Genomic DNA, 23,710 nt, shown 5'->3' with positions numbered 1-23,710 from the left:
GATGACACCTGCCGATCTGCCCGCGCTCCACGCCAGCCATGGCGGCATCTGGCTGCGCGACGGCAACGGGGAAACGCGCGCCGTCGCCAAGGGGCAGGCGGTCGCCTGGGCCGCCGACACGCCGGTCATCCTGCTCAATGCGCCGCTCGCGGGACAGCGCCTGGGCTATCCCGACCTCAACGGACTCGACCTGCTGGAGCTATGGGCCTTCGTCCATCCGGCGCACTTCCTGGTGCCCACGGCCAAAGGGCTGGCGCAAGCGCTGGACCTGCCCGTGCCGGAGCGGGAAGCGGATATTCCGGCGCTCTACCAGACGGCGGCGGCCACGCTGCTCGACCGGCTGGGCAGCCCCGACTGGCAGGAGCGCGAGGGGGCGTGGACGGCGGCGCAGAGCCTGCACCGCCTGCGCTGGACCTGGGCGCCGCTGATCGTGAAGCGCATCGCCCAGCCGCGCGAGGCCGAACGCTGGCTGTTCAGCCGCCTGCCCGAATGGGAGGAAAGCGCGCCCCGCCCCGCCCCGCGCACGATCACGCTCAACGAGCAGCAGGTTGCAGAGCAACTCAATCGCCTGACCGGGCAAGGCGCCGAAGCCCGCCCCGGCCAGCATGCCTATGCGAGCGCCGCCGCCGAGAATTTCGCCCCGCGCCGCGCCCGTGACGAACCCAATATGCTGCTGGCCGAAGCGGGCACCGGCATCGGCAAGACGCTGGGCTATCTCGCCCCGGCCTCGCTCTGGGCGGCGGAGGCCGGCGGGACGGTGTGGATTTCCACCTATACCAAGGCGCTGCAGCGCCAGCTCGACCGCGAAACCGCGCGGATCTTCCCCGATCCAGTCATGCGCGCGCAGCGCGTGGTGGTGCGCAAGGGGCGCGAAAACTACCTCTGCCTGCTCAACCTGGAGGATGCGCTGCAGGGCGGCTTTTCCGGTCGGGCGGCGGTGCTGGCACATCTGGCCGCGCGCTGGGCCGCCTATACGCGCGATGGTGATATGGTGGGCGGCGACCTGCCCGGATGGCTGCCAACGCTGTTCCGCCGCAACGGCTCCACCGCGCTCACCGACCGGCGCGGCGAGTGCATCTATGCCGGCTGCCCGCATTATCGCAAATGCTTCATCGAGCGGGCGGCGCGCGCCTCCGCCGATGCCGATATCGTCATCGCCAACCATGCGCTGGTGATGGTGAACGCGGCGCGCGGGCGCGAGACCGGCGCGGGCACCAGCCGGATCATCTTCGACGAGGGGCATCATCTGTTCGATGCCGCCGATTCGACCTTTTCCGCCGCGCTCACCGGGCAGGAGGCGATCGAGTTGCGCCGCTGGGTCATCGGCCCGGAAGGTGGATCGCGGGGGCGGCGGCGGGGGCTCTCGGCGCGGCTCTCCGATGTCGCGAGCTATGATACGGAGGGCGGCAGCGCGATCGAGGCGGCACGCCATGCCGCACAGGCGCTGCCGGGCGACGAGTGGATGAAGCGGGTGCAGGCAGGCGAGCCCTTCGGCCCGGTCGAGGCGCTGCTGGCCGCCGTGCGCGGCACCGTGTTCGCGCGTGCGGCCGAGAGCGGCAAGGACGGGGCGGAGGCCGGCTATGGCCTTGAGACCGAACTGGCCGAACCCGACGGGCCATTGGTCGATGCGGCGCAGGCGGCAGCCGAGGCGCTGGACGCGCTGCTGCGCCCGCTCACCCATCTGACGCGCCGGCTGGAGGCGGTGATCGAGGACGCGCCGGACTGGATGGACGGCGCGGCGCGCGCGCGGATCGAGGGCGCCATCGCCTCGCTCGGCTGGCGGCGCGACCTGGTGAGCGCGTGGCTGGCGCTGCTCTCCCGCATCGGCGGCCCGGCCGACCCGGATTTCGTCGACTGGATGGCGGTCGACCGGGTCGAGGGCCGGGAATATGATATCGGCCTGCACCGCCACTGGCTGGACCCGACCCGACCGCTGGCGCAAGCGGTGATGAAGCCGGCCCATGGCGTCATCGTCACCTCTGCCACGCTGCGCGGCGGCGGCGACTGGGACACGGCAGAGGCCCGCACGGGCGCGCGGCACCTGACGCGCCCGGCGGCACGGTTCGAGGCGTCGAGCCCCTTCGACTATGCCAGCCAGGCGCAGGTGCTGATCGTCACCGACATCAAGCGGGGCGATATTGCTGCGCTGTCGGGCGCCTATGCCCGGCTGGTCGAGGCGGCGGGCGGCGGCGCGCTGGGGCTGTTCACCGCGATCCGCCGGCTGCGCGCCGTCCATGCCCGGATCGCCGACCGGCTGGCGCGCGCGGGCCTGCCGCTTTTTGCGCAGCATGTGGACCCGATGGACACCGGTACGCTGGTCGACATCTTCCGCGACGACCCGCGCGCCTCGCTGCTCGGCACCGATGCGCTACGCGACGGGGTGGACGTGCCCGGCGATTCGCTGCGGCTGGTGGTGATGGAGGGCGTGCCATGGCCCAAGCCCACCGTGCTGCACGCCGCGCGACGGCTGGCAGGCGGCGGCGGCGCCTATGACGACCGGCTGATCCGGGCCCGCATGGCGCAGGCATTCGGCCGCCTGATCCGCCGCGCGGACGACCGGGGCAGCTTCGTCATCCTCTCTTCCGCCATGCCCAGCCGGTTGCTCGGCGCCTTCCCGCCAGGTGTGCCGATCCGCCGCGTCACGCTGGACGAAGCGATCATTTCCGTAAGTGCGGAAGCCATGCGCGAGCCCCTTGGCGGGGGCGATGCTTTCGTGCATCAGGCGGGTGCATCGACCGGACCAAGGGCTGAAGAAGAATGAAGCGGCTGACCCTGCTCAGACATGCAAAATCGGGTTGGGACGATCCCGTGGCGCGCGATTTCGACCGGCCGCTGAACCGCCGGGGCCGTCGCGCCGCGATCCTGATGGGTCAGTTCGCCAGGTCGCAGAAGATGCTGTTCGACCATCTGGTCGCGTCCCCCGCCGTCCGCGTGATCGACACGATCGACGGTTTCCTGGAAGGCTATGGCCAGTCGCTGGAGCCGCAATGGGATAGGCGCATCTACCTTGCCTCCGCCGGCACGCTGACGGACGTGATCCGCGACATTCCCGACAGCGCCGAAAATGCGCTGATGGTCGGCCATAATCCGGGGCTGGAAGACCTGATCCTGACGCTGGTGCCGGACGATGGCGCCAGCCCGCTGCGCGAATCGGTGGAGCTGAAATTCCCCACGGCCAGCATCGCCGTGCTGGAAGCGCCGATCGCGCATTGGCACGATATCGAACGCGCACCGATCTCGCTGGTAAGCTTCATCCGCCCCCGCGATCTGGACCCGACACTGGGGCCCGAACACTGACAGGCGCGCTGTGACGCCGGTCCACGGCAGCCACCCACATCGCCAGCCCTGCCTTGCGGCTATTCCCCCAGCACCGCGACAAGATCGGCGCGGATGGCTTCCAGGCGGCGGATGAGATCGTCGTTCCGGGCCGCGGCATTCTCCATTGCCGGCAGCGGCACGGCCACGGTCATGGTGGCGACGGCAGGACGCACGGCTCTGGGCGGGGAAGTGCCGTTCGCGCCGCCATCCACCAGCGCCTTGCGCGCGCCGCGAACGGTGAAGCCTTCGACATTCAGCAGATGGTTGATGCGTCGCGCAAGGTCGACATCGGCCGGCCGGTAATAGCGCCGGTTGCCCGATCGCTGGAGCGGCCGGAGCTGCGGAAAGCGGGTTTCCCAGTAACGCAGGATATGTTGGGGCAGCCCAAGTTCGTCGGCAAGCTCGCCGATCGTCAGGAATGCCCCCTCCGCCTTCTTCATGACAATGATGTTGCACTCATCCGGGCGCGCAGGTCAACCACGGCCACATGCCGAAACGGCGAGCCGAGTCCCATTTCCGGTTGCCCGTGTCAGGCGCGGGCCACGCGTTCCCGCATCGACTGGCTGGCGCGGAAGGTGAGCACGCGGCGCGGCTCGATCGGCACCTCTATCCCGGTCTTGGGATTGCGGCCGATACGCTGGGCCTTGTCACGCAGCACGAAAGTCCCGAAACTCGAGATCTTCACATTTTCGCCGCGCTCCAGCGCTTCGGTGATCCGTTCCAGGATCGACTCCACGATCGCGGCAGATTCAGCCCGTGACAATCCCACATTGCGATTGAGAGAGTCGGCGATATCCGCCCGCGTCAACGTTCCGTTACCCGACATTCAGCCCCCAAGAATACACCCGCCCCACATTTACCGCCAGGTGCCAGCAGCAAAGGAAAGGTTTGTGCCATTTGGCGTCGATTCGCAAGCGAATCACACGAAATCGGAGGTTTAGCCGGCCATTGTCCCAGAATCAGACGCGCAGAACACTCGCGCCCCAGGTGAAGCCGCCGCCCATCGCTTCCAGCACCACCAGGTCGCCGCGCTTGATCCGGCCATCGCGCGACGCGACGTCGAGCGCCAGCGGCACGGAGGCGGCGGAGGTGTTGGCGTGGCGATCCACCGTGACGACGACCTTCTCCGGCGGCAAGCCGAGCTTGCGCGCGGTCGCATCCAATATGCGGGCATTGGCCTGGTGCGGCACGACCCAGTCGACATCCTTGGGCTCCAGCCCGGCGGCGGCCAGCGTCTCCGTCATGACCGACGCCAGGTTGACGACGGCGTGGCGGAAGACTTCCTTGCCGCGCATGCGCACCTTGCCGACCGTGCCGGTGGTGGACGGGCCGCCATCGACATAGAGCAGTTCATTGTGGCGCCCATCGGCATGGAGGCGGCTGGCGAGGATGCCGCGCGCGCTGTGCGGATCGCTGTCCTCGCTGTCTTCCGCGCCCAGCAGGACGGCGCCGGCGCCGTCGCCGAAGAGCACGCAGGTCGCGCGATCTTCCCAGTCGAGGATGCGGCTGAAGGTTTCCGCGCCGATCACCAGCGCCTTGCTGGCGGCACCGCCCCGGATCATGTTGTCGGCGACCGTCAGCGCATAGAGGAAGCCCGAGCAGACGGCGGCCACGTCGAAGGCGACACCGTCGTTGATGCCCAGCGCCGCCTGCACCAGCGTCGCGCTGGCGGGAAAGGTCTGGTCCGGCGTGGCGGTAGCCAGCACGATCAGGTCGACTTCCGACGCATCGACGCCGGCGGAGGCCAGCGCGGCGCGGCATGCCGCCGTTGCGAGCGATGCCGTCGTCTCGCCTTCGCCGGCGATGTAGCGATTGCGGATGCCCGTGCGCTCCACGATCCATTCGTCGCTGGTGTCGACCCGCTCCGCCAGTTCGGCATTGGAAACGGCGCGCACAGGCAGGGCGGAGCCCGTGCCGAGCAGAACGGAACGACGAATCATTTTACAGGCTGCTCCGCGCTGATGGATCGCGCGGGCTTTGCCAACGCAGGGATATTGGCCATGTCGGCGGCGATCCGCCGGGTGATGTCTTCTTCCAGCAGCCGGGCGGCGACATGCACGGCATTGGCCACGCCCTTCGCATTGGCGCTGCCATGGCTTTTCACCACCACGCCGTTGAGGCCCAGGAAGACCGCGCCATTATGGTTGTTGGGATCGAGGTGGTGCTTCAGCAGGAACATCGCAGGCTTCGAGATGAGGAAGCCGATCTTCGAGCGGATCGAGCTGGTGAAGGCGTTGCGCAGCAGGTCGGTGACGAACCGCGCGGTGCCCTCCGCCGTCTTCAGCGCGATATTGCCGGCAAAGCCCTCCGTCACGACGACGTCGGCTTCGCCCGTGTTGATCTTGTCGCCTTCGGTGAAGCCGTCGAACTGCATCGGCAGTTCCGGCGCGGCACGCAGGATGGCGGCGGCGTCACGAATCTCGTCCGTGCCCTTCATCTCTTCGGTGCCGATGTTGAGCAGGCGGACGCGCGGCCGCTCAAGGTCCAGCGCGATGCGGGCATAGGCCGCGCCCATCACGGCGAACTGGACGAGATTACGCGAATCGCACTCAGTATTGGCGCCCAGGTCCAGCATGACGACATCATTGTCGCCCAGCGTCGGCAGCAGCGCGGCAAGCGCGGGGCGCTCGATGCCAGGCATGGTGCGCAGGGCGAGTTTCGCCATCGCCATCAGCGCGCCGGTATTGCCGGCGGACACGGCAGCGCCAGCCTCCCCGGCCTTCACCGCCTGGATGGCGCGGCTCATGGAGCTGGTCTTCTTGCGGATGGCGACGCTGGGCTTATCGGTCGCGGCGACGACCTCGTCCGTATGCACGACGTGCGAAGCCGCACGCAGATTGGGGTGGTTGTCCAGCGCAGCATTGATCTGCGCCGAATCGCCGAACAGCGTGAAGCGCAGCCCTTCATGCCGCCGACGTGCCAAGGCAACGCCAGCCAGCATGACACGCACGCCTTCATCGCCGCCCATCGCGTCGATTGCGATCCGCGGCTCCCTGCTCACCTGACCCCCCTCTCGGAGACGATTAGACGTGCTCAGGCCCCGACGGCAACGATCTCGCGGCCATTATAATGGCCGCAGGAGGGGCACAGATTGTGCGGACGCTTCAGTTCACCGCAGTTCGAGCATTCCTGGAATGCCTCGACCTTCAGCGAATCATGCGCGCGGCGCATGCCACGCTTGGACGGGGATGTTTTCCTCTTTGGGACAGCCATGTCGGCACCTGTTTCCGTATTGCAAAAATGTCAGAACGACAGGCCGAAACGCCAAAGGAGATGACGGCCAAAGGGCCGCAAATCCGTGCGGCCGGACAATCGCGAAGCCAAGCGCCTATAGCGTTTTTTGATTGAGGTGCAAGCTATTCCTTGCCGCCCGTGCCGGCCAGCGCCATTGTCGATACGCCATATTGCCGAAGCGCCATGCCGCCCGCGGACATGGACGGGGAGAGACATATATCATGCTGCTGCCGATCACACTGACTTTCGCTGCCGCCGCCGCGCTGTTCAACATCTGGCTTGGTATGCGGGTAAGCCGCCTGCGCATGCAGGAAAAGGTGCTGCACGGCGACGGCGGCAGCGCGCCGCTGATGCGGCGGATGCGGGCGCAGGCGAACTTCATCGAATATACGCCCTTCGTCCTCATCCTGTGCGGGCTCGTCGAAATGGCGCTGGGCAGCCAGGACTGGCTGTGGGGCATCGCGCTCGTCTACATCCTGGCGCGCGTGGCGCACGCCTTCGGCATGGACGCGGCCAAGCCCCATTGGGCGCGGGCGGGCGGCATCATGGTGACGATGCTGGTCATGCTCGCGCTGGCGATCGCCGCGCTCTATGCCAGCTACAGCGGCACCCGCGCCATCCCCGCTCCGCCTTCGCTGGCGGCGCGGGCCTGACGCCTTCCTTATCCGGCGGCACCCAGCGCGCGGTCCGACACGAAGGGGTTGGAGCGCCGCTCATGCGCGAAATTGCTCATCGGGCCGTGGCCGGGGACAAAGGCCGTCTCGCCCCCCAGCGGCCAGAGCTTGCCGGTGATCGCGTCGATCAGATCCTGGTGATTGCCGAGCGGGAAGTCGGTGCGGCCAATGGAGCCCTGGAACAGCACGTCGCCCACGATCGCGAGTTTCGAGGGCGCATGGTGGAAGACGACATGGCCGGGCGTGTGGCCGGGGCAATGGATGACGTCCAGCGTCAGATTGCCCACCGTCACGCTATCGCCATCGTGCAGCCAGCGATCAGGCTCGAAGGGCTTGCCGGTGATGCCATATTTGCGGCCGTCATCCTCCAGCCGCGCAATCCAGAAGCGGTCGGCTTCATGCGGCCCCTCGATCGGCACGCCCAGTTCCTTCGCCAGCGTGCCCGCTTCCCCGCAATGGTCGATATGGCCATGGGTGACGAGGATCTTCTCGATCTCCACGCCATGCTGGGCCGCCGCCGCCTTCAGCCGGGGCAGGTCGCCGCCCGGATCGACAAAGGCGCCCTTCCCCGTTTGCGTACACCAGAACAGGGTGCAGTTCTGCTGGAGCGGGGTGACGGGGATCAGCGTGGCGCGCAGCGGCGGCACGGGAGCATCGGGAGCGGCGGAATCGGTCATGCCCCGGATGTGGCGAAGCACAGGGCTGCACGCAAGCCCCGCACGCGGTTCCGCACGGGCTTCAGCGCAGGCGCCGCCCGGTCCAGATCACCCGGCCGAGCAGGACGATCTGCGCGGGGTCGACATCCGTCCAGCTTTGGAAATGCGGATTGTCGCTGAGGATGGAGAGCAATCCCTGCCCCGGCCCCGGCGCGATTCGCTTCACCATCAGCACATCCTGGAAACGCAGCACATAAATGCCGGCGCGCAGGCGGGAGGCGGCGTCGGCGCTGTCCACCATGATCTCGTCGCCGTCGCACAGCGTAGGGGCCATCGATTCGCCGTCGACGCGGATGATCGACAGCGATTCGCGGCGCACGCCCATGGCGCGCAGCCATGCCTCGTCAAAGCCCACCAGCCCCGTCACCTGCTCGCGATCGTCCAGCGAACCCGCGCCTGCCGATGCGCCCAGATCCATGCGCGGGATGGTGACGACCGCCGGCTGGCCGCGACCCCTGTTCTCGCCTTTGTTCTGGCCCTGCCCCGACGGCGTGGAAGCCCCTTTCCCCGGCGCGCCGAGCAGCACTTCGTCCACGCCGAAATAGACGGCCAGCGTGCGACGGTCCGCCTCGTCGAGCTTGCGGGGGGTGCCGCGCTTGATGAACTGCTGGATATAGGCCGGGTTGCGCCCGAGCAGCCGGGACAGGGCGCCATAATGGTCGCCGCGCGCCGCGATCAGCGCCGCCAGCGTCTCCCGCACCGAAAGATCGCCTTCCTTCATATTCTTCTCTGTAGCGTAGGAATTTTCCTAGACAAGTAGGAAAATTCTTATCACCCCTCTCCTTGGAACAAATAGCGAACAAAAAGTCGTTCGCTGCAGCTTCACTGGAAGGAGAACGGCATCCATGCACCTGCTTCGGACAATCGAGTGTAGCGCGAAAAAAATTAGCGAAAATAAATGCGCGAAAATAAATAGGCCGAAAGAGTGTAGCGCGCCCAAAAGTCGCGACATTAAGTACGCGACATTAAGTAGCCTTCAAGGCGTCTGAAGCGGCCCTTCACTGGCCCCGTTCACGTCCACTCCCGCCACCCCGTTCCATGCCCTGATGAGCTGCTCCAGCCTCACCGTGTTGGCGATACAGAGGCGGGCGTCGGCTGCTGAAATGATGGCTGCTTCACCGGGTCGCAAAGCCCCTTCGGGCATGTCGGAAATGATGGGCAGTTGCGCTGCTGCGCGACCACTGCCGGCGCCACCTCCACCCGCCTGTCTGATGCTGTCGTGCAGGCGGCGATCGACAGCATCAAGGGCAACAGCAAGATCATCCTGATAGTCACTTTTCACCTCCTCGATGCGCGCGGCAGTTTCCCGCGTCACGCGCTCATTGTTCAGTTGATCGGCGCGCGCGGCGGCGACGCGGGCGGCGCGGACAAGTCCCACAAACTTGCGCATCTCCTCCCGCTGAGACCGGAAGTCCGAGCGCCATTGAAGGGCAAGGACGTGCTCCCGATCCGCGCGATCGGTGGCCCGCCCGATCTGCCGGTGCTGGACAAACGCCACCATCAGCAGAACGATGGCCAGCGCCTGCCAGGGGTATCGCCGGATCAGGTCCAGGACATTGCCGACCAGGTCGCCGACGAGGCCAAGCACAAACTCCAGCATGAGCCCGAACGGGGGCAGGCTCACTTGACCAGCCCCCGGAGGCACACCGTCATCTCATAGGTGCGGCGGTCGATCAGGCCCTGGATCGGCTGCTTGTTCACGTTGATGAAGCCCGAGGTGACAACCTCTGTGCCGTCCTTGCGGAGCACCACGAAATAGGGGCCGATGGCAAGGCAGCCGCCGAGCAGGTCGCCGGCCCTGAACCGCGTGCTGGCCGTCGACCCGCTGAACTTGGGCGCGCCGATATTATAGGTCATGCTCCCGGCCGCGCGCAGCACCTGCGGATGCTGGCGCAGGCCGGGAGCGATCAGCAAAACATCTTCAACATGAGAAAGAGCCTGACGCTCAAGGCGCTCCTGACATTCGGCATCACTGTAGAATTTGCCGACCACCACATTCTGCGTATCGCCCATGCAGGCAGTCGGAATTTTGGCGATGTCGAGATAGCCGACGTTTCGCTTGCCTTCCCACCGGGTCAGGTCGCCCAGCAGCGCACCTGTCGCCGCAATCCCCATGATGCCCGCCAGTGCGGTGCCCGCCTTGATCTTGCTGCTTGCCATGGGTGACGGCGTGGCATGGCGATGGCGACATGCGCACCGTCCACCCGCGCACCCCCATCATACCCATTGGAGGATCGAGCCCGCCCAGCGCGTCTGCGCCGGGTCTTGCCGTTCATACGCCTGGAAGCGGGCGAAGAGACCATAGTGGATCGCCTCGTTCTGGCCGATCGTCAAGTCTGCGTCTTCCACGACGAGGACGGGCTTGCGCAGACCGCGATCCATCTTGATCGCCCATAGTCTTTGCAGTTCGGCATCGGAGAGATCGACAAAGCTCCAGTCGAACTGCGCCTTCGTCACACCCTCGCCAATGCCGAAACCGCCGCCGATCAGGTCTTGCCGGGCGCTCGTATCGATCGGTGTCCGTCCCCCGCCGAATTCGCGATACTTCTCGAAGGCAAGGCCCACCACCACGATGCCGGCGTAAAGCGCCTCGGCGTCGGATTGGGTCGTCGTGATGCGGAAATAGCGCGAAGCGACAGGCACGGGCAGGCGCACAAATGCGTGGTGGCGCGGCCCGATGCTGTCAGCGGCGCGCAGGCTGCCGGCATGGCGTTCGACCAGCCCTTCGCCGGGCGCAGTAGCGGTGCTGATGCTCCAGTGCGCCGCAGCGGTCGCATTGGTGAAGCCGAGAAAGATGCTGTCGACCAGCTGTTCTTGGCCAAGATCGATATCGATCGAGGCAACGCCAACGGCCGGCGCCAGCCACGCCTCGTTCGGGTCAGGTGTCAGCAGGTTGGCGCCGCCGGTGCCAGGGGCGGCCGGCGCTACTGCATGGGCCAGCGGATTGACGATCAGGACGCCGCTCATGCCAGCACCCTGAGAACGGTCAGGGTAGTACGGTCGACGTCGGAAGCCTCCTCGGCTCCAATAACAAAAAACACCTGTCCGGCAGCATAGCCAGCAGCTGAACCGACGACCGGCCGCCCGACCAGATCGACGCGCAGGCCGTCGACCGAGACCTTCTCCACGGGCAGCGGATGCCCGAGAAAACTGATCTGCCTGTCTGCCTCGCTGGCCGCATCGGCCTCCAGCGCCAGCGGGGAAATGATCTCGCTGGTAACGGCAAGATCGCCCCATGCGTCGACGATTGCGGCGGCCGTGGCTGCCTTGACCAGGCCGGCAGAGCGCAGCCAATCCACCGTGATCGCGTCGACCGCCATCACTCGGCGATCCCATGGCGCGCCATCAGGAACCGCTTGATCTCCTGGATATCATCGTCCGACAGGTCGCCATGGCCGGCGATACGGCCTCCGAACCCCCCGACGAACGGATGGGGATATGCACCATCGCCCGAGAAGCCAGTTGTGCTGGTCAGTCCGCTGCCGAAGGACACATTCTCCGGGAACAATGCCGCGCTGGCCTGCATGTTGAGGTGATAGACATGGTAGACGCCGAACGTCTGCTCCACGCCGGCATGATACTGCACGCCCAGCAGCACGGGCCGACCGGCCGGTATGGGCATCGTCACATTGGGTCCGCTGACGTAACCGCTGTTCTGCTGCAGCGTGAAGACCTCGCGGGTGCCTGCGGACGAGAGGACGAGCAGCCGCCCGCCGTCACCGCTGGCGCCGACGACGGTGCGCAAATCCTCCGCCCCGAACTGCTCGACATAGATCACCTGGAACAGCCACTGCGTCTGGTCGGAGGCGCTCAGGCTGCTGGCCATCCATTGCTGGTCCCGCTGGATCAGATATCCATTGTCGAAGGTCATCTGCAGGTCGGGGTCCGCCTGCATCTCGTGGCGCGCGTTGCCGCTCTTATCGGCAAGCTGTGCGACCTTCCGGCCGGTCGAATAGGTCACAGTCGATGCGTCCAGCGGGTCCAGATACTGGTCCAGGCGCGCGCCCAGCACCGACGGCGTCCAGTTGCTCCGCAGCCCCACTGCTACGGCGATCTGCGGCTGTATCTGGCCCGAATAGTCCGGCTCTGCGCCGGGCGCCGCGATGTTCTCGTTGACCGAGAAGTGCTTGGTCTCGTCCGCCCAGAGCACGAGCCCGTTCATGCGCCGCGCCTCGGCATATTTGCGGACCAGAGACCCATGGCGGGCTGCGGAGTCCGTGTCTGCGCCGATGTTGTCGCCTATGTCATCATAGTCCCGGTGCCAGCCGATCTCGGTGCAGTGCATGTCCTCGCCGGACACGCCCTCCATGTACATCCACAGGTGGATGTGCTCGCCATAGTTGCGGTACGCCGGCACATAGGCGGCATTCGGGTCCGGGTTGCCCCAGACATAGTTCATGGTCGACGTCGTCGTGAACGGCTTGGTGCCATCATATCCGGAGCTGGCATTGTTCTGCGTGAAATACAGGTTGAGGTCGTTCGTCACCTGGGCGATCTTGCCGCTGCTCACCCCCGCCGCCGCCGCATCCGCCTGATAGGCTGCGATCGTCGCATCCTTGACGGCCGGGTCGGCCGGGAACGCCATGCGGTGGATGAACTGATAGTCGTTCCCGTAAAGGCCCTGATGCGTGAAGATGTTAGGATAATAGGCGGCGTGGCAGGCATAGCCGACATGCTTGCCGAAGAGGTTGGCCTTGAACCCCGCGTCCGGCAGCCCGGACTGCGAGTAGGACCCGGTGAAGCCGACATGGCTCGCGTAGAAGGGCGAGCCGATGATGTGCTTGATGCGGGGGCCGACGATCTTGCGCATGGCTTTATGAAGCGCCGAGATCAGATGAATATAGACGTCATTGGCGGGCGTGCCGCTCGGATATTCCTCGCTCTCGTTCCAGAGTTCAAGGGCCGCCTCCCCGGACTCATAGGCGTTGAGCAATTTGTCGACGGCGGTCCAGACCTTGACCGCCTTGTCCCAAAGAGGGTCTTGATTGGCATAGGCCCAGCGCAGCGTATTCTCGCCCAGGCTACCCTGGTCGCCGCCAGTGGCGGGCGTCATGCAGATGATGATCTTCATGTTGTGGGCCAGCACGCTGTCGACCACATGGCCGATGACGGTAAGCCACGGTGCCAGCGCCGCGTCGGACCCGTCAGTTTCGAGGAACTTCTGCGGGTCGATCATGACCCGAATGACGTCCATCTCCGCCTCCGCGGCACGCTGCCAGCGGTTCTTGCCGGTCGCGTCGGTCCAGGTGACGAAATTGTCCCACAGCGCAATTGCGGTGGCGGGATTGACCCAGGGCCGGTAGCGGTCGAAGCCGATCTCCGACCAGTTGGCGCCGGGTCCATGGGTGAAGCGCGTCACCCCGTCCCACTCCAGCCGTTCGGGCCAGACGGGGCCGGTCTTGCCGCTCAGCACCCACTCCGCGCTTGCACCGTCCGCGTTGCGCGCCACCATCAGCATGACCACGCTCCATGCGCCGCCCGTCGACGTCGACTCGTCCGCGCTGTGCAGGCTGGCACCGGCGGCCGGCGCGAAGGACACGGGCGCTGCCGTGCCCTGCACCAGGATGAACCAGTTGCCGACATCGGCGTCGGCCGGCAGGGTGACGGTGCCGGAAAAGTCAGCCCGCACCCGCTTCTGCCGGTGAGTAGGCGAATAGGTAAAGGGCACAGCAGCAACCACCAGTTCGGCGAACTCGTCAACGATGTCTTCCATGGACGCGGGGCAGCGGAAGAGCAGCGGCGTGCCGTCGCTCAGCGACATGGGATATCGGCCATCGCTGTCCGGCCCGCCGTCGGCGGTGCCGGTCATCCACGCCTGCAACTCCTGCAGGGACAGGTCGCGCCGCCCCAGAAGCGCGGAAACCTGATCGAGAAGTTCAGATATCGTTGGCATTGCTCATTTCCCGAATGCGATCCAGTCAAACCCATCAAGTCGGTGGTCGTTGCTGGTTGAAGACTGGGTGCCGACTGTCACACCGAAACGGGTTTTCGGGCCGACATTTTGGGGCCACAGATCGCGATAGGCCGAAAATACGTCGATGAACCCCGTTGGCACGAAGGATTGACACGCGTTCGGGAACGGTTCGTCAAAGACGATGGACAGCTGCGTTTCATTATTGATGATGGCGCGGAACTCACCCCATTTCATTATGATTCCGCCGGGCAACTCTTGCGAGCCTTGGCTCGCCGACGATCCCTGAAGGCTTGTGAATTCAGGGTCCATCGCGCCGATGGAGATCCGGTCCACGCGCAGATTTGGGATATAGGCCCCGTCCGCGTCCTCGCCGAACGTGGCCAGCACGGTCTCGCCATCGGCCGACATGATGACCGTGTTGTCGGCCTGAAACCCGATAACTGATTCGCTGCCCGTCGCGCCGACAACCAGCGTGGCGACATTGTCATTGACACGTGCCTTGACGAGGGCGCGGGCCTCCTGCCCGGTGGGGCCCAGCACGACTTCCTGCAGGGCGCTTACGCTGGCGGAGTTTGAAGCATCGGCCGCCCCGATCTCCGTGAACTTCTGCGCGATCGTCTGTCCGCCGCCGATCTGCACAGTCGCCAGGTCCAGCACCCACCCGGTGCCGTCCGGCGTCTTGGCGCCGAGCAATGCCAACGTGCTGGCGAGCGCGCTGTTCGCCGCCACCTGTTCGTTGCGGAAGGTGACGAACACGGTGTTCACCGGCTGCCCGTCGACGAATGTCCGCGCGTCGAGCACTCTCTGCGCGTCATCCTGTCGCAACGCCTGCTCGATGATGTTGACGGCATTGATGTCGGTGAGCGAATTGACCAACTGCGCGAGCCGTCCAGCGACATATGTGTTCTCGGGCGCTCCACTGGTCGCCGCCGGCTCGGCGGGCTTCAGCGCCTCGGCTGTCGTTCCATCCTCATAGACCACATCACTGGCCGACAGATCCGCAGCGATATCGCCATCGCCATGCTCGCGCTCGTTGCGCCGATAGATCACACGGCGCGTGCCCGTGGGCGCCAACGTGCGGTCACGGCTGAGAAAGAGGAGGTTCAACGCCTCTGCATCGCCCGTGAACGACCAGGGCAAAAGATCGACCGTACCATCGGGCAACAGCCGCCAGAGCAGGGATACGCCGCCGAGCAGCCTGTCCAGTGCACCGGCCGTCGTCTCACTGTCGGTCCCGAAATGCAGACCGGCCGGCGCTGGCTGGTCGGTGCTCGCCGCCGCGAGATTGGTGATGACTGGCCCGGTCTTAGCGGCAAGGACGGCGGCGGCGATCGCAGGTGCCGTATCGACATAGCCCGTGCCGATTTCTCCGAGCAGGTCCGCGCAGAGCGGGCCAGCGGGCTTGGTCCACCATTTCGCGCAGGCGATCGACGGGGCGAAGACGCCGCCGCCTGCGACCGGGACCGATGCCTTCAGCGCGGCCAGCGTCGCGGCGATGCTGCCCTGCCATCCCAGGATACCAAGTGCACCGCCCCGGCCCTTGTCGCGAAGCGCAACGCAGCCCTGTAGCGGAAAAGCCGGATCACCGAATTCATAGACATTGGTCGCCGGATCGAGAATGCGCCCCTCAATGTCGAACACCCGGCCGAAGCTGCGACGCTTGATCCGCCCGGCAGCGGTGGACGCGCCCTCGATGCCGCCCTCGCCGGTGAAATAGCCGGTGATGAACGGCGTGGAGAGCTTGGCCGACAGATCGGCGACTTGCATGACCAGCACGCCGTCGCTGATCGTCGCATCGGCAACCGCCCCCGTCAGCCGGCGCACGGGCGCGGCACTGGGAACGCGGCGCTCGACCACCAGCGCAGCACCCGGCCAGAACAGCCCAGCAAGCTGGTCGAGCACCGATGTCCGGCCGGGCATGAAGGAAATGGCGGTGGCGGTGGGAATGACGCCGCGTGTCCAGCCCGACTGGTCAAAACCCAGCTGGGCACTGAAGCGCGGCTCCTGCAGGATGCCTGCCTGCCAGTGCTCGTCATCGAAATAATAGGGAATGCCCCCAGCGCCACCGGCAAGCCGGACCGGCACGATCGCGCCGGTCACGGGATTGCGCGGATGCGCCAGGACGGTGACGATCCGGCTCATGCCGAGCGACCGACAAGCGAGAGGTCGAGTTGCGCGATCGCCGACAGATCGACGCCCGAGCCCAGCAGGGCTGCCAGCTTGGCATTCATCTCGACCAGCAGGTTCGTCTGCTCATTGGCGATCTGGTTCGCGGTATCGAGCTTCGTGTTGGTTGCCGTCACTGCATCCTGGGCAGACTTGATGCGCGCATTCTCGGCGGCGATCACAGACTCGGCCGCGCTGACCGCATCGGCGCGATCGGCGGCATATTCACCGCCCGCCGTGCCATAGCCCTGCAGCGTGACGTCAAGGCGTCTGCGCAGCAGTTCCGCGAGCGTATCGGCCGCGCCGTCCACGCCCGCCTCGGCATCGGCCCGTGCCTTGGCGATTTCCGTGGTCAGTGCCGCGCGCTGATCGGCGGTCGAACCTTCGAACAAGTCACCATATTTCACATCGTCGAGCAGCTGCTGGAGCGAACCGACCCGCGACGCGAGGATATCATCGAGCAGCTTGGCCCGATCTTCCGCGTTGCGTTTTTCAATCTCGACAATGTCGAAGCCATAGGTCGTCGCGATGCGCAGCCGTTCCTTGGCCTGCGTTTCGAACGCCTTCATCTGCTGCTGCAGCTCGGCGCCGACGCCGCCCAGGAGCGTTTCCACTTCCTGCACCTTCAGGGCTTCGGCCAGCGCCTTGTTGATATCGCTGTTGGACCTGATCGCCTGTTGAAGGGCGTCTGAAAGGCCGGTGACGGCCCCCTGTGTGATGGCAAGCTGCATGCCGTAAGCGATGGCGCCAGCCTGATCGTCGTCGAATTCCTTCGCGCCCTTGGCCACCTTGAGCGAGCCGGCACCGGTACGCACGCGCCAGTCCCCGTGGCGCTGGCCGATGGTGACGTTGAACCCGCCGACCGATCCGCCCAGCTGTTCCGCGATGGCGGAAAGTCCGTCCTGGATCGAGGACGCGGCGCCCGAAGCATTGGCCTTGAAGCCGGAGCTATTGCCGCTCACCGTCGCGGCGCCGTCCACGCTGGTGATGTTCGCGGCGCCGGTCTTCGTCGTCTTGAACAGGCCGCCCACGAGCGATCCTGCTATGCCGCCCAGCAGAGGGCCAAACGGCCCGAGTTGGGGGATCATCGAGCCGATGGCCCCGCCGATCGCGCCGCCGGTCGAGCTGCCCTTGACGCCGATCGCATCCGTCACGCCCTTGCCCACAGCAGAGCCGATCTGCGCACCGGCAAAGGCGCGGCCCAGCGTCTTGCCCAGGCTGGCGTCAAACAAGCCCTTTTCACCGAAGATATCGGTGAAGACTTTCTTGAGCCCGCCCTTCAGTTCGTCGATCATCCCTTCAAAGCCGGTCTGGAACGCACCCTTCTTCCGACCGGTGACGACGATGTCGGGGCCGTCGGCATTGCCGAGCGTCCCGCTGATCCCGCCATTGGCCGGGCTGTCGCTGACGGGATCGAATTTCCCGAGCTTCGCGATAATCGCGTTGGCGTCCATGGCACCTATGCCATCACTCAGGCCAGTAGCGAGGCTTCCGGCCGGCGCCGCCGTCCCGACACCCGCCTTGCCGGTGATCGCCGTCACGGCCTGCGCAACGGCATCGCCGAACTTTTCGACATGGCTGGCGGCGTCATCGACGGCGCTGGCAATCTTGTCGCCGGCCTTCGACACCTTGTTGGCACCCGTCACCTGATCCTGCAGATCACGGAAGAGCCCGCCGAACAGCTTTTCGGTGACGATGTCGGCGAACAGGTTATCCGCCACGTCCATCGACCGCTTGAAGAAATCGCCCACGGCCTTCGGACCATCGCGGCGCAGATCCGCAAGGGTCAGGCGGATATTCTCGCGCATGTCGCCAAGGCCATGCAGATAAGCGTCCTGCACGGCCTGCTGGCGCTGCATCTCGCGGGTCTGCTGCCGCATGACGCCCAGATTGTCATAGAGCTGACGGACCTGATCACCGGTGACGCCGCGCTTCGCCAGCTCCGTAGCCAGCTGCGCCTCGCTCTCGACGCCCATCTTGTCCATGAGCGACCAGGTAAGCTGCAGCGCCTGTGCCTCGGCCTGCCGCCCCTGCAGCTGCAGCTTGCCCAGGTCGATCTGGCGCTGCTGATCGTCCAGCATATCGCGGATGGGGCGGACGAGGCTGTCCTGGATCAGCGGCTTCACGGCCGCAGCGGAAACCTTCAGCGCTTCGAACTGCTTGCGCTGTTCGGCGGTCAGGCCCTTGCCTTCGGTCAGCTTCTTGTTGATGTCGCGAATGATGTCATCAAGCTGGCCGGTGGCCTGCCGAGCCTTGTCGATATCGCGAGGGGCAATGTTGAACTGATCGTTCAGCCGCGCGATGGCATCTTCCGCGCGCTCTCCGAAGACAGCGAGACGCTCGGTTTCCTTCGCGGCCTTGGCAGCACTATTGTCTTTCTGGGGTTTATCCCGGTCAAGCCGTTGCTGGTTACGCAAACGCATGCGTCCCGCTTCGACAAGCCCGGTCGCATCGACGATCTGGCTATCGACCTTGTCACGCTCGGCCTCCAGCGCGATACGACGCTGTTGAGTGGCCCGCGTGCCCGTGCTCCCGGAGATCTCTTCCGAAAGCACATTGCGGCGCCCCTGAAGCTGCCGCAGTCGCACCTCTGCGTTCCCGAGGTCGATTGCCGTGACCTTGCCCTGGGCAGCGGCAAGATTGTTGAGTGATCGCGTAAAGCGGTCCACCTTGCCTGCCGCCGTCTCCGCATCGTCGCCCGATTTCAGCAATGACGAAGACAAGGCACCAATCAGCGAGACGGCCACGCCGATCGCGATGCCCCATGGCCCGCCCATGAAGCCCGCAAACGCGGCGAACTTGCCTTTGCTGCCCTCGGACGACTGAGCCACCATCGCTAGAGCTGACACCAGCTGGCCCGACTGCTGCGCGAAGATGACGGTGGCGCGCGTGCCACTGGCATAGGATGCAAAGACATCCTGCATCTGGAAGCCGACCGACTGCCAACCGGCGCGCTGCAAACCGAGGTTGCGCGTGACGCCATCCGACGCCTGCGCGGCCTGCCGGGCTTGCCCGGCAGCGCGGGCCTGGGCATCACCCGCCGCTTTGGTTGCAGCGCCAAGATCCCGCGCTGCATCAGCTGTGCCCTTCTCGGATGCACGCAGCTGGTCCATTTCCACCTTGGTGAGGCGAAGCTGTCCAACGAGGCCGGAACCATCGGCATTGAGCCGGACGCCAACAACAAGATCACTCACCGGCGGCGCTCCCGCTCAGCGAAGGCGTCAAGCGCCGCACCTTCCATCAGGCGGATGTCGGCCATGATCGCCGGGGAAGTGGCGATATCGTGCAGGCGGGCCGTGGGCTCGATCGCCGTATAGTCGATGCCGAGGCGCATGCCGGTCATGCCATGGCGGCGCCATTGCGTGCCCAAGGCAAGGAACAGGGCGACCGATGGCGCATCGGAGGCAGGCAGTTCGACCTGGGCGCTGGTGTCTTCCCCGGCAAGCCGGCGCTCCAACCATGCCGGCATGTTCGCTGCCTGCGTCATATTGTCATCTGCCCTTACGGTTCCGCCGCCGCGCCCTGTCGCCCAGGCACGGGCAGCGGCCCTCAGTTTCCCGCGCGGGCCTCGGCGCGGCCGGAACGGCAAGCGACATAGCCCGCCATCACGCCCTTGAAGGCGTTGGGCACGCGCATCACCCGGCGCAGGTTTTCCTCGGTGAACTTGATGGGATCGTCATTCTCTTCCGCCACACCGCGCCAATCGCAGGCGATCCGCTGGACGAACTCGGCCATCACATGGGTCGAGGGCTTGCCCTTCCATTTCTCCGGGACGTTGTTGCCGAGCAGCGAAGCGGCGTCGGCCATGAAGGCGTCATTTTCGTCTTCGTCCAGGATGGTGAAACGCACGTCGAACCTGTTTTCGACAACCACCCCTTCCTCGGTAACGCCGGCGAATGTGATGGGCCACCATGCGCGCTGCTGGGCCACTACCTTGAACATGCTCTGATCCTTCGTGAAAGGTGGGGCGACCGCGTCGCGACCGGCCGCCCCTGATGCAGGCTCGCCGCTGATGGGTCGGACCCCGATCAGCGGCTCTCGGCCCTTTATCTCGCGGTGATGATGAGGTCGGGCGATCCGCCCTCGACCGTGTGGGTCATGGCGATCGTCCACATGAGGATGTCATCCTCTTCGCTCTCCGTGATGTCCGTGATCTGGACCTTCGGCGTGGCCAGTTCGATGATGTTGCCGGCAACCAGGCCATGGGTCATTTCCCATTCCACCACCGACCCGACGCGCAGCCGCTGGATATAATCCTTGGTCGCGATGTCGGGCGCTTCGATCACGGCGGTCGATGTGAAGGCATGGTTGCCGCGCCGGACATAGCGGGAGCCGATCAGGCTGCGAACGGCGGTGGTGACGCCGGCATCGCCGCGCCAACTGCGCACGCGGGGCACGAAGCCGTCCAACAGAAACTCGGTGTTGACGTCGTTGACCTCGACCGGCTCGATCCAGCGGGACAGGTCCGTCACCGGCGGAGCGCTCTTGTCGAACGGCGTGGCCGCCGGGACCAGGCCAAGCCAGCTGAAGCTGAAAAAGGGGTAGGCGCCGGCCGTGAAATCGACCGTGAAACTGCCGACATAGCCCACGCCCTTGCGCCGCTGGTCGCCGACATAATCATGCTGGGTCAGCGAGCTGGGCGTGGCGCTGGGCAGTGCGAACTGCTGGACGGCATCCGTGTCGGCCGTCAGCGTCGCCGCTGCCAGACCGCAGGCTTCCAGCAGCTCCATCCAGGCGGGCGCCGTGCCGGCATCGCCGGAACCCGCCATCTCGACCTCATAGGATATGGGCCGGCGTTCGTTGCTCGGCACACTGGCGAGCGCGCCATAGATGCGCTGGTCGAGATTGCGATCGAGCCGGTCCACATCGACCGGCTTGCCCGAATAGTTGCGGGTCAGCACCGCATTGGCGGCGCCCGGTGCGCTGTCCGTGCCATAGGTGGCTTCCTTCTTGGCCAGGACGACCTTGACGGCATCAACCATCATTCTTCTCCGTTTCGATACCCAGCACCACAGCGCGGGCCGCCTTCACCACGCCTGGCTTCACGCCCGACGATGCCTTTTCCGCCCAGGCTTCGGGCACGATGTTCGGATCGGGCTTCTGCAGCGCGGCGAGCGCGCGGGCGCGGGCCGGGCCGTTGAGCGGCAGGCCCCATTGGTCCAGCTCGCGGCCCATGGCGTCGACGGGGCGCGGCGCGGTCGGCTGAGCCTGACTTTTCTCGGGAGCGTCGCCGCTCATTGCGTTTCCTTTCTGAGGTGGTAGGAACAGGTGAACCGGAAGGCCCATGCGATTACCCGTGCGTCGGTGGACACCAACTGCCCGCCTGCATATTCGGTCGGCCCGGTGGCGCCGGGATGCTTCCACCCCACGATCGCCGCCTTGATCCTGTCGCCCTCGGTCTTCAGAGCCTCGCTGATGGCGCCGGTGCTACGGCCGGCCGCGATCGCCAGCATGATCGTGAAACCGACGGTGATCTTCTGATCGACCACGCCCGTCATCCGGTTCGGCGCCGCGCTCTCATTGGTCGGCACGACGAAATGGGCGGGCAGAGCGCGGGGCTCGATCGTGCGGTCGGCAAACTCCACCACGCCTTCGACCGACTTGCAGCCGGCCGCCTGCAGGCGCTCGACAATGGGTCCGATCGCGATCATGCCGCCGCGCCTTCGTCGAACAGATGACGCAGATGGTCGGTCAGGATGTCGATCGTCTCTTCGCGCTCGAAATTGCCCCAGCCCAGATACTGGCGCTTGGGCATCACCACCTTCGCGACGAGGCGGCCAGCAAAGGACAATGCCTTTTTGTGCTTCGGCCGGATGGTGCCGCCCTCATTATGGATGCGGGCATAGCGGGCCGGACCGGCCGTGCGCAGGACGCCGACCTGAGCAAAGTCACGGCCAAATTCCCGCACAATCGCCTGCTCTAGCGCCCTCGATAGCGACAGAATCTTGCGGCCAGGATCACTATTGTCGCGGCGCGGCTTCCACGGCACGCCCATGGGATCGCTCTCGGTCTCAAAATGCTGATGCGCGCCAACTTCCAGCGCTTCGGCGATCGCCGCCATGGGCCGCGTAAGATCGTCGCCCTTTTCGATCGCTCGCCCCAGCGCGCGCTCCAGCTCGTCGCCAAGGCTGATCGTGATGTCGAGCCCGCCGGCCATCAGCAATAGCCCCGCAGATTATCGGGATAGGCACGCACGCCGGGGGAGATCAGCACCGGCGTATCGCTGACGACGCTGACCGGCACTTCCTCGGCCGGCAGCTTCATCGCACCGGACTGGATGCGCTCCAGCATCCGCTGCGCTGCCTTGGCCTGGTCGCCCACACCATCCGGCGCACCATTGGGGTAGAGCCTGGGGCGGGCCAGATCGGCGATGAACGTCTTGATGGACTGGGGCACGGGCTGAGGCAGCGGCAAGGCATAACGGCCGGACAGGTGCAGCTCTACCGTCGCCTGCGCCGCCACCAGGGCGGAGACCAGGTAATCGCGATCGATGCGGCCGGTGCCGCTCGGATCGGTCATGCGGATCGTCTCGGGCAGGCCGAAATGCTTCACGAATTCGACGATGGTGAGATAGGGAGCGCCCCCGTCCGGCATGGTCCAGGCCGCATCGATGACGGCCACCTCCAGCTCGCTCTCCACTTCCTGGCCAGCGGCGTCCTCGACCCGCACTGTCACCAGATAGCTCTCACCATCGCCGCCCCCCGAAAGGACAAGCGTAAGGGCATCCGCAAAGATGCTGCCCTCCACGACCAGGGCGGGCGCGGCCGGCACCAGCCCGCGCGCCTGCACGTCGATCGACAGCAGCGCCGTGATCGTCAACAGGCCGCTGAATTCCATCGCCTGATGCAGCACTTCGGCGGGCTGTTTCAGGAGCGTTGAAAGGCTCATGCAACACCCCTGGAAATGTCGATGAAGGAAGCGACGGCCGCCACCTCGATCAGCACCAGCGACAGGCAGAACAACCCGAAGCCGAGCTTGAAGGCCCAGCCTGCCCAACATAAGCGCGGCGATGCCGGGTCGACGGCGACGAGCACTCCGGCAGCGAACAGCAGTCCGCCGACCATGAGCATAAGCGCGAGCGGCATCACGCCCGCTGCGATCCAGAGCACTGCCATCATCACGCCGACACCTTCGCCGGCCGCTTCTTCGCGGTGGGTGTCGGTTCTGCAGGAAGCGTGATTGTGGCCTCCGCATTGGCCTGCAGCGCCTCTATGACCTGACCATCCGACTGCGCAAAATGGGCGACAGGCGCGGCGGAGTCAGCGAGGGCCAGCACGGGCAGCGCCTGAAGGGCGGCGACCAATGCTTCCCGGTCGGTAGCGAGGACACAGCCTTCGGGAGGCGCACCCTCTTCTGCAAGCACCATTTCATCGGGAAAGAAAACGATCGCGCCGTAATCAGCCAGCGCCTCGCGCACAGCGGCGCGATCTTCGGCAGAGACCACGCCGTCATCGACCATCGCCACGATGCTGGCCATCGGGCTCACACCCGCGCCTTCGCCGTCGATCACGATGTCGGCCGGCGCCGTCGTCAGTTCGAGCGCGGCGATATCGATCAGATCGAGCACGCGATATTCGTCGACGGCGATAATCACGCCAACCGGGAGGCGCCGCTTGCGTGGCAACAGGCCACGGATCGACGTCAGGACTTTGTAGTTCGGCATGCGCTGGCCTTTCAGTGGAAGAGGG

General features: G+C 65.8%; 26 protein-coding genes. 3 read left to right on the top strand and 23 right to left on the bottom strand.

The window, feature by feature from the left end; translation table 11 throughout:
* Nucleotide 1 precedes the first annotated feature (1 nt).
* The gene (locus tag WFP78_RS03805) at nucleotides 2-2,761 is read left to right on the top strand and encodes an ATP-dependent DNA helicase (protein ID WP_419722904.1); all 2,760 of its coding nucleotides are present in this window, start codon (nucleotides 2-4) and stop codon (nucleotides 2,759-2,761) included.
* Nucleotides 2,758-3,297 carry a SixA phosphatase family protein gene (locus WFP78_RS03800; protein WP_336958789.1) on the top strand — a complete coding sequence of 180 codons (540 nt, stop codon included), beginning with the start codon at nucleotides 2,758-2,760 and terminating at the stop codon, nucleotides 3,295-3,297. The genes WFP78_RS03805 and WFP78_RS03800 overlap by 4 nt, the downstream gene beginning before the upstream one ends.
* A gap of 59 nt (nucleotides 3,298-3,356) precedes the next feature.
* Here the strand turns inward: WFP78_RS03800 and WFP78_RS03795 are convergent, their stop codons facing one another.
* The 5 genes from WFP78_RS03795 to rpmF form a co-directional block, all read right to left on the bottom strand.
* Nucleotides 3,357-3,758: a MerR family transcriptional regulator gene (locus WFP78_RS03795; protein WP_336958787.1), complete on the bottom strand. Its 402-nt coding sequence runs from the start codon at nucleotides 3,756-3,758 to the stop codon at nucleotides 3,357-3,359.
* An 89-nt stretch (nucleotides 3,759-3,847) separates the two neighbouring features.
* Nucleotides 3,848-4,144 (bottom strand): integration host factor subunit alpha, encoded by a 297-nt coding sequence (locus WFP78_RS03790; RefSeq protein ID WP_336958785.1) that lies wholly within the window; start codon nucleotides 4,142-4,144, stop codon nucleotides 3,848-3,850.
* A gap of 133 nt (nucleotides 4,145-4,277) precedes the next feature.
* Complete coding sequence (locus WFP78_RS03785) at nucleotides 4,278-5,258, bottom strand: beta-ketoacyl-ACP synthase III (protein WP_336958782.1); 981 nt, start codon at nucleotides 5,256-5,258, stop codon at nucleotides 4,278-4,280.
* Complete coding sequence (gene plsX / locus WFP78_RS03780; protein WP_336958780.1) at nucleotides 5,255-6,319, bottom strand: phosphate acyltransferase PlsX; 1,065 nt, start codon at nucleotides 6,317-6,319, stop codon at nucleotides 5,255-5,257. The genes WFP78_RS03785 and plsX overlap by 4 nt, the downstream gene beginning before the upstream one ends.
* Nucleotides 6,320-6,351: 32 nt before the next feature.
* Nucleotides 6,352-6,531, bottom strand: coding sequence for a 50S ribosomal protein L32 (gene rpmF / locus WFP78_RS03775; protein ID WP_336958778.1), 180 nt, complete (start codon nucleotides 6,529-6,531; stop codon nucleotides 6,352-6,354).
* A 242-nt stretch (nucleotides 6,532-6,773) separates the two neighbouring features.
* On the opposite strand from rpmF, the gene WFP78_RS03770 reads away from it, so the two are divergent.
* Nucleotides 6,774-7,205 carry an MAPEG family protein gene (locus WFP78_RS03770; protein WP_336958776.1) on the top strand — a complete coding sequence of 144 codons (432 nt, stop codon included), beginning with the start codon at nucleotides 6,774-6,776 and terminating at the stop codon, nucleotides 7,203-7,205.
* Nucleotides 7,206-7,213: 8 nt separating this feature from the next.
* On the opposite strand, the gene WFP78_RS03765 is transcribed toward WFP78_RS03770, so the two are convergent.
* The 18 genes from WFP78_RS03765 to WFP78_RS03680 form a co-directional block, all read right to left on the bottom strand.
* Nucleotides 7,214-7,903, bottom strand: coding sequence for an MBL fold metallo-hydrolase (locus tag WFP78_RS03765; protein WP_336958774.1), 690 nt, complete (start codon nucleotides 7,901-7,903; stop codon nucleotides 7,214-7,216).
* A gap of 61 nt (nucleotides 7,904-7,964) precedes the next feature.
* The gene (locus WFP78_RS03760; protein WP_336958772.1) at nucleotides 7,965-8,663 is read right to left on the bottom strand and encodes a S24 family peptidase; all 699 of its coding nucleotides are present in this window, start codon (nucleotides 8,661-8,663) and stop codon (nucleotides 7,965-7,967) included.
* A 255-nt stretch (nucleotides 8,664-8,918) separates the two neighbouring features.
* Nucleotides 8,919-9,566 (bottom strand): hypothetical protein, encoded by a 648-nt coding sequence (locus WFP78_RS03755; protein ID WP_336958770.1) that lies wholly within the window; start codon nucleotides 9,564-9,566, stop codon nucleotides 8,919-8,921.
* Entirely contained in the window at nucleotides 9,563-10,102 is a 540-nt protein-coding gene (locus WFP78_RS03750) for a glycoside hydrolase family protein (protein WP_336958768.1), read from the bottom strand. Before WFP78_RS03750 ends, WFP78_RS03755 begins: the two co-directional genes overlap by 4 nt.
* Nucleotides 10,103-10,159: 57 nt before the next feature.
* Entirely contained in the window at nucleotides 10,160-10,909 is a 750-nt protein-coding gene (locus WFP78_RS03745) for a hypothetical protein (RefSeq protein ID WP_336958766.1), read from the bottom strand.
* Nucleotides 10,906-11,262 (bottom strand): hypothetical protein, encoded by a 357-nt coding sequence (locus WFP78_RS03740; RefSeq protein ID WP_336958764.1) that lies wholly within the window; start codon nucleotides 11,260-11,262, stop codon nucleotides 10,906-10,908. The genes WFP78_RS03745 and WFP78_RS03740 overlap by 4 nt, the downstream gene beginning before the upstream one ends.
* The gene (locus WFP78_RS03735; RefSeq protein ID WP_336958762.1) at nucleotides 11,262-13,835 is read right to left on the bottom strand and encodes a glycoside hydrolase family 5 protein; all 2,574 of its coding nucleotides are present in this window, start codon (nucleotides 13,833-13,835) and stop codon (nucleotides 11,262-11,264) included. Before WFP78_RS03735 ends, WFP78_RS03740 begins: the two co-directional genes overlap by 1 nt.
* A 3-nt stretch (nucleotides 13,836-13,838) precedes the next feature.
* Nucleotides 13,839-15,998, bottom strand: coding sequence for a gp53-like domain-containing protein (locus WFP78_RS03730; protein ID WP_336958760.1), 2,160 nt, complete (start codon nucleotides 15,996-15,998; stop codon nucleotides 13,839-13,841).
* Entirely contained in the window at nucleotides 15,995-19,216 is a 3,222-nt protein-coding gene (locus WFP78_RS03725) for a hypothetical protein (RefSeq protein WP_336958758.1), read from the bottom strand. The genes WFP78_RS03730 and WFP78_RS03725 overlap by 4 nt, the downstream gene beginning before the upstream one ends.
* A complete protein-coding gene (locus WFP78_RS03720; protein ID WP_336958756.1) occupies nucleotides 19,213-19,509 on the bottom strand; it encodes a DUF1799 domain-containing protein in 297 nt (98 codons plus the stop codon). The genes WFP78_RS03725 and WFP78_RS03720 overlap by 4 nt, the downstream gene beginning before the upstream one ends.
* 62 nt (nucleotides 19,510-19,571) lie before the next feature.
* The gene (locus WFP78_RS03715) at nucleotides 19,572-19,964 is read right to left on the bottom strand and encodes a hypothetical protein (protein WP_336958754.1); all 393 of its coding nucleotides are present in this window, start codon (nucleotides 19,962-19,964) and stop codon (nucleotides 19,572-19,574) included.
* 104 nt (nucleotides 19,965-20,068) lie between these two features.
* On the bottom strand, nucleotides 20,069-21,004 hold the full coding sequence (locus tag WFP78_RS03710; protein ID WP_336958752.1) for a phage tail tube protein: 936 nt from the start codon (nucleotides 21,002-21,004) through the stop codon (nucleotides 20,069-20,071).
* The gene (locus WFP78_RS03705; protein WP_336958750.1) at nucleotides 20,997-21,260 is read right to left on the bottom strand and encodes a hypothetical protein; all 264 of its coding nucleotides are present in this window, start codon (nucleotides 21,258-21,260) and stop codon (nucleotides 20,997-20,999) included. The genes WFP78_RS03710 and WFP78_RS03705 overlap by 8 nt, the downstream gene beginning before the upstream one ends.
* Complete coding sequence (locus tag WFP78_RS03700; RefSeq protein ID WP_336958749.1) at nucleotides 21,257-21,673, bottom strand: phage tail terminator protein; 417 nt, start codon at nucleotides 21,671-21,673, stop codon at nucleotides 21,257-21,259. The genes WFP78_RS03705 and WFP78_RS03700 overlap by 4 nt, the downstream gene beginning before the upstream one ends.
* Nucleotides 21,670-22,179, bottom strand: a complete 510-nt coding sequence (locus WFP78_RS03695; protein WP_336958746.1) for a phage virion morphogenesis family protein — start codon at nucleotides 22,177-22,179, stop codon at nucleotides 21,670-21,672. The genes WFP78_RS03700 and WFP78_RS03695 overlap by 4 nt, the downstream gene beginning before the upstream one ends.
* Nucleotides 22,179-22,910 (bottom strand): DUF1320 domain-containing protein, encoded by a 732-nt coding sequence (locus WFP78_RS03690; RefSeq protein WP_336958745.1) that lies wholly within the window; start codon nucleotides 22,908-22,910, stop codon nucleotides 22,179-22,181. Before WFP78_RS03690 ends, WFP78_RS03695 begins: the two co-directional genes overlap by 1 nt.
* Nucleotides 22,907-23,140 carry a hypothetical protein gene (locus tag WFP78_RS03685; protein ID WP_336958743.1) on the bottom strand — a complete coding sequence of 78 codons (234 nt, stop codon included), beginning with the start codon at nucleotides 23,138-23,140 and terminating at the stop codon, nucleotides 22,907-22,909. Before WFP78_RS03685 ends, WFP78_RS03690 begins: the two co-directional genes overlap by 4 nt.
* The gene (locus tag WFP78_RS03680) at nucleotides 23,140-23,685 is read right to left on the bottom strand and encodes a hypothetical protein (protein WP_336958741.1); all 546 of its coding nucleotides are present in this window, start codon (nucleotides 23,683-23,685) and stop codon (nucleotides 23,140-23,142) included. The genes WFP78_RS03685 and WFP78_RS03680 overlap by 1 nt, the downstream gene beginning before the upstream one ends.
* Nucleotides 23,686-23,710: the final 25 nt, after the last annotated feature.

The sequence above is a fragment of the Sphingobium aquiterrae genome (assembly GCF_037154135.1).
In the GTDB taxonomy this organism is placed as follows: domain Bacteria; phylum Pseudomonadota; class Alphaproteobacteria; order Sphingomonadales; family Sphingomonadaceae; genus Sphingobium; species Sphingobium aquiterrae.
Note: the sequence above shows the minus strand (reverse complement) of the source record. Positions and strands in the feature narration are given on the sequence as shown.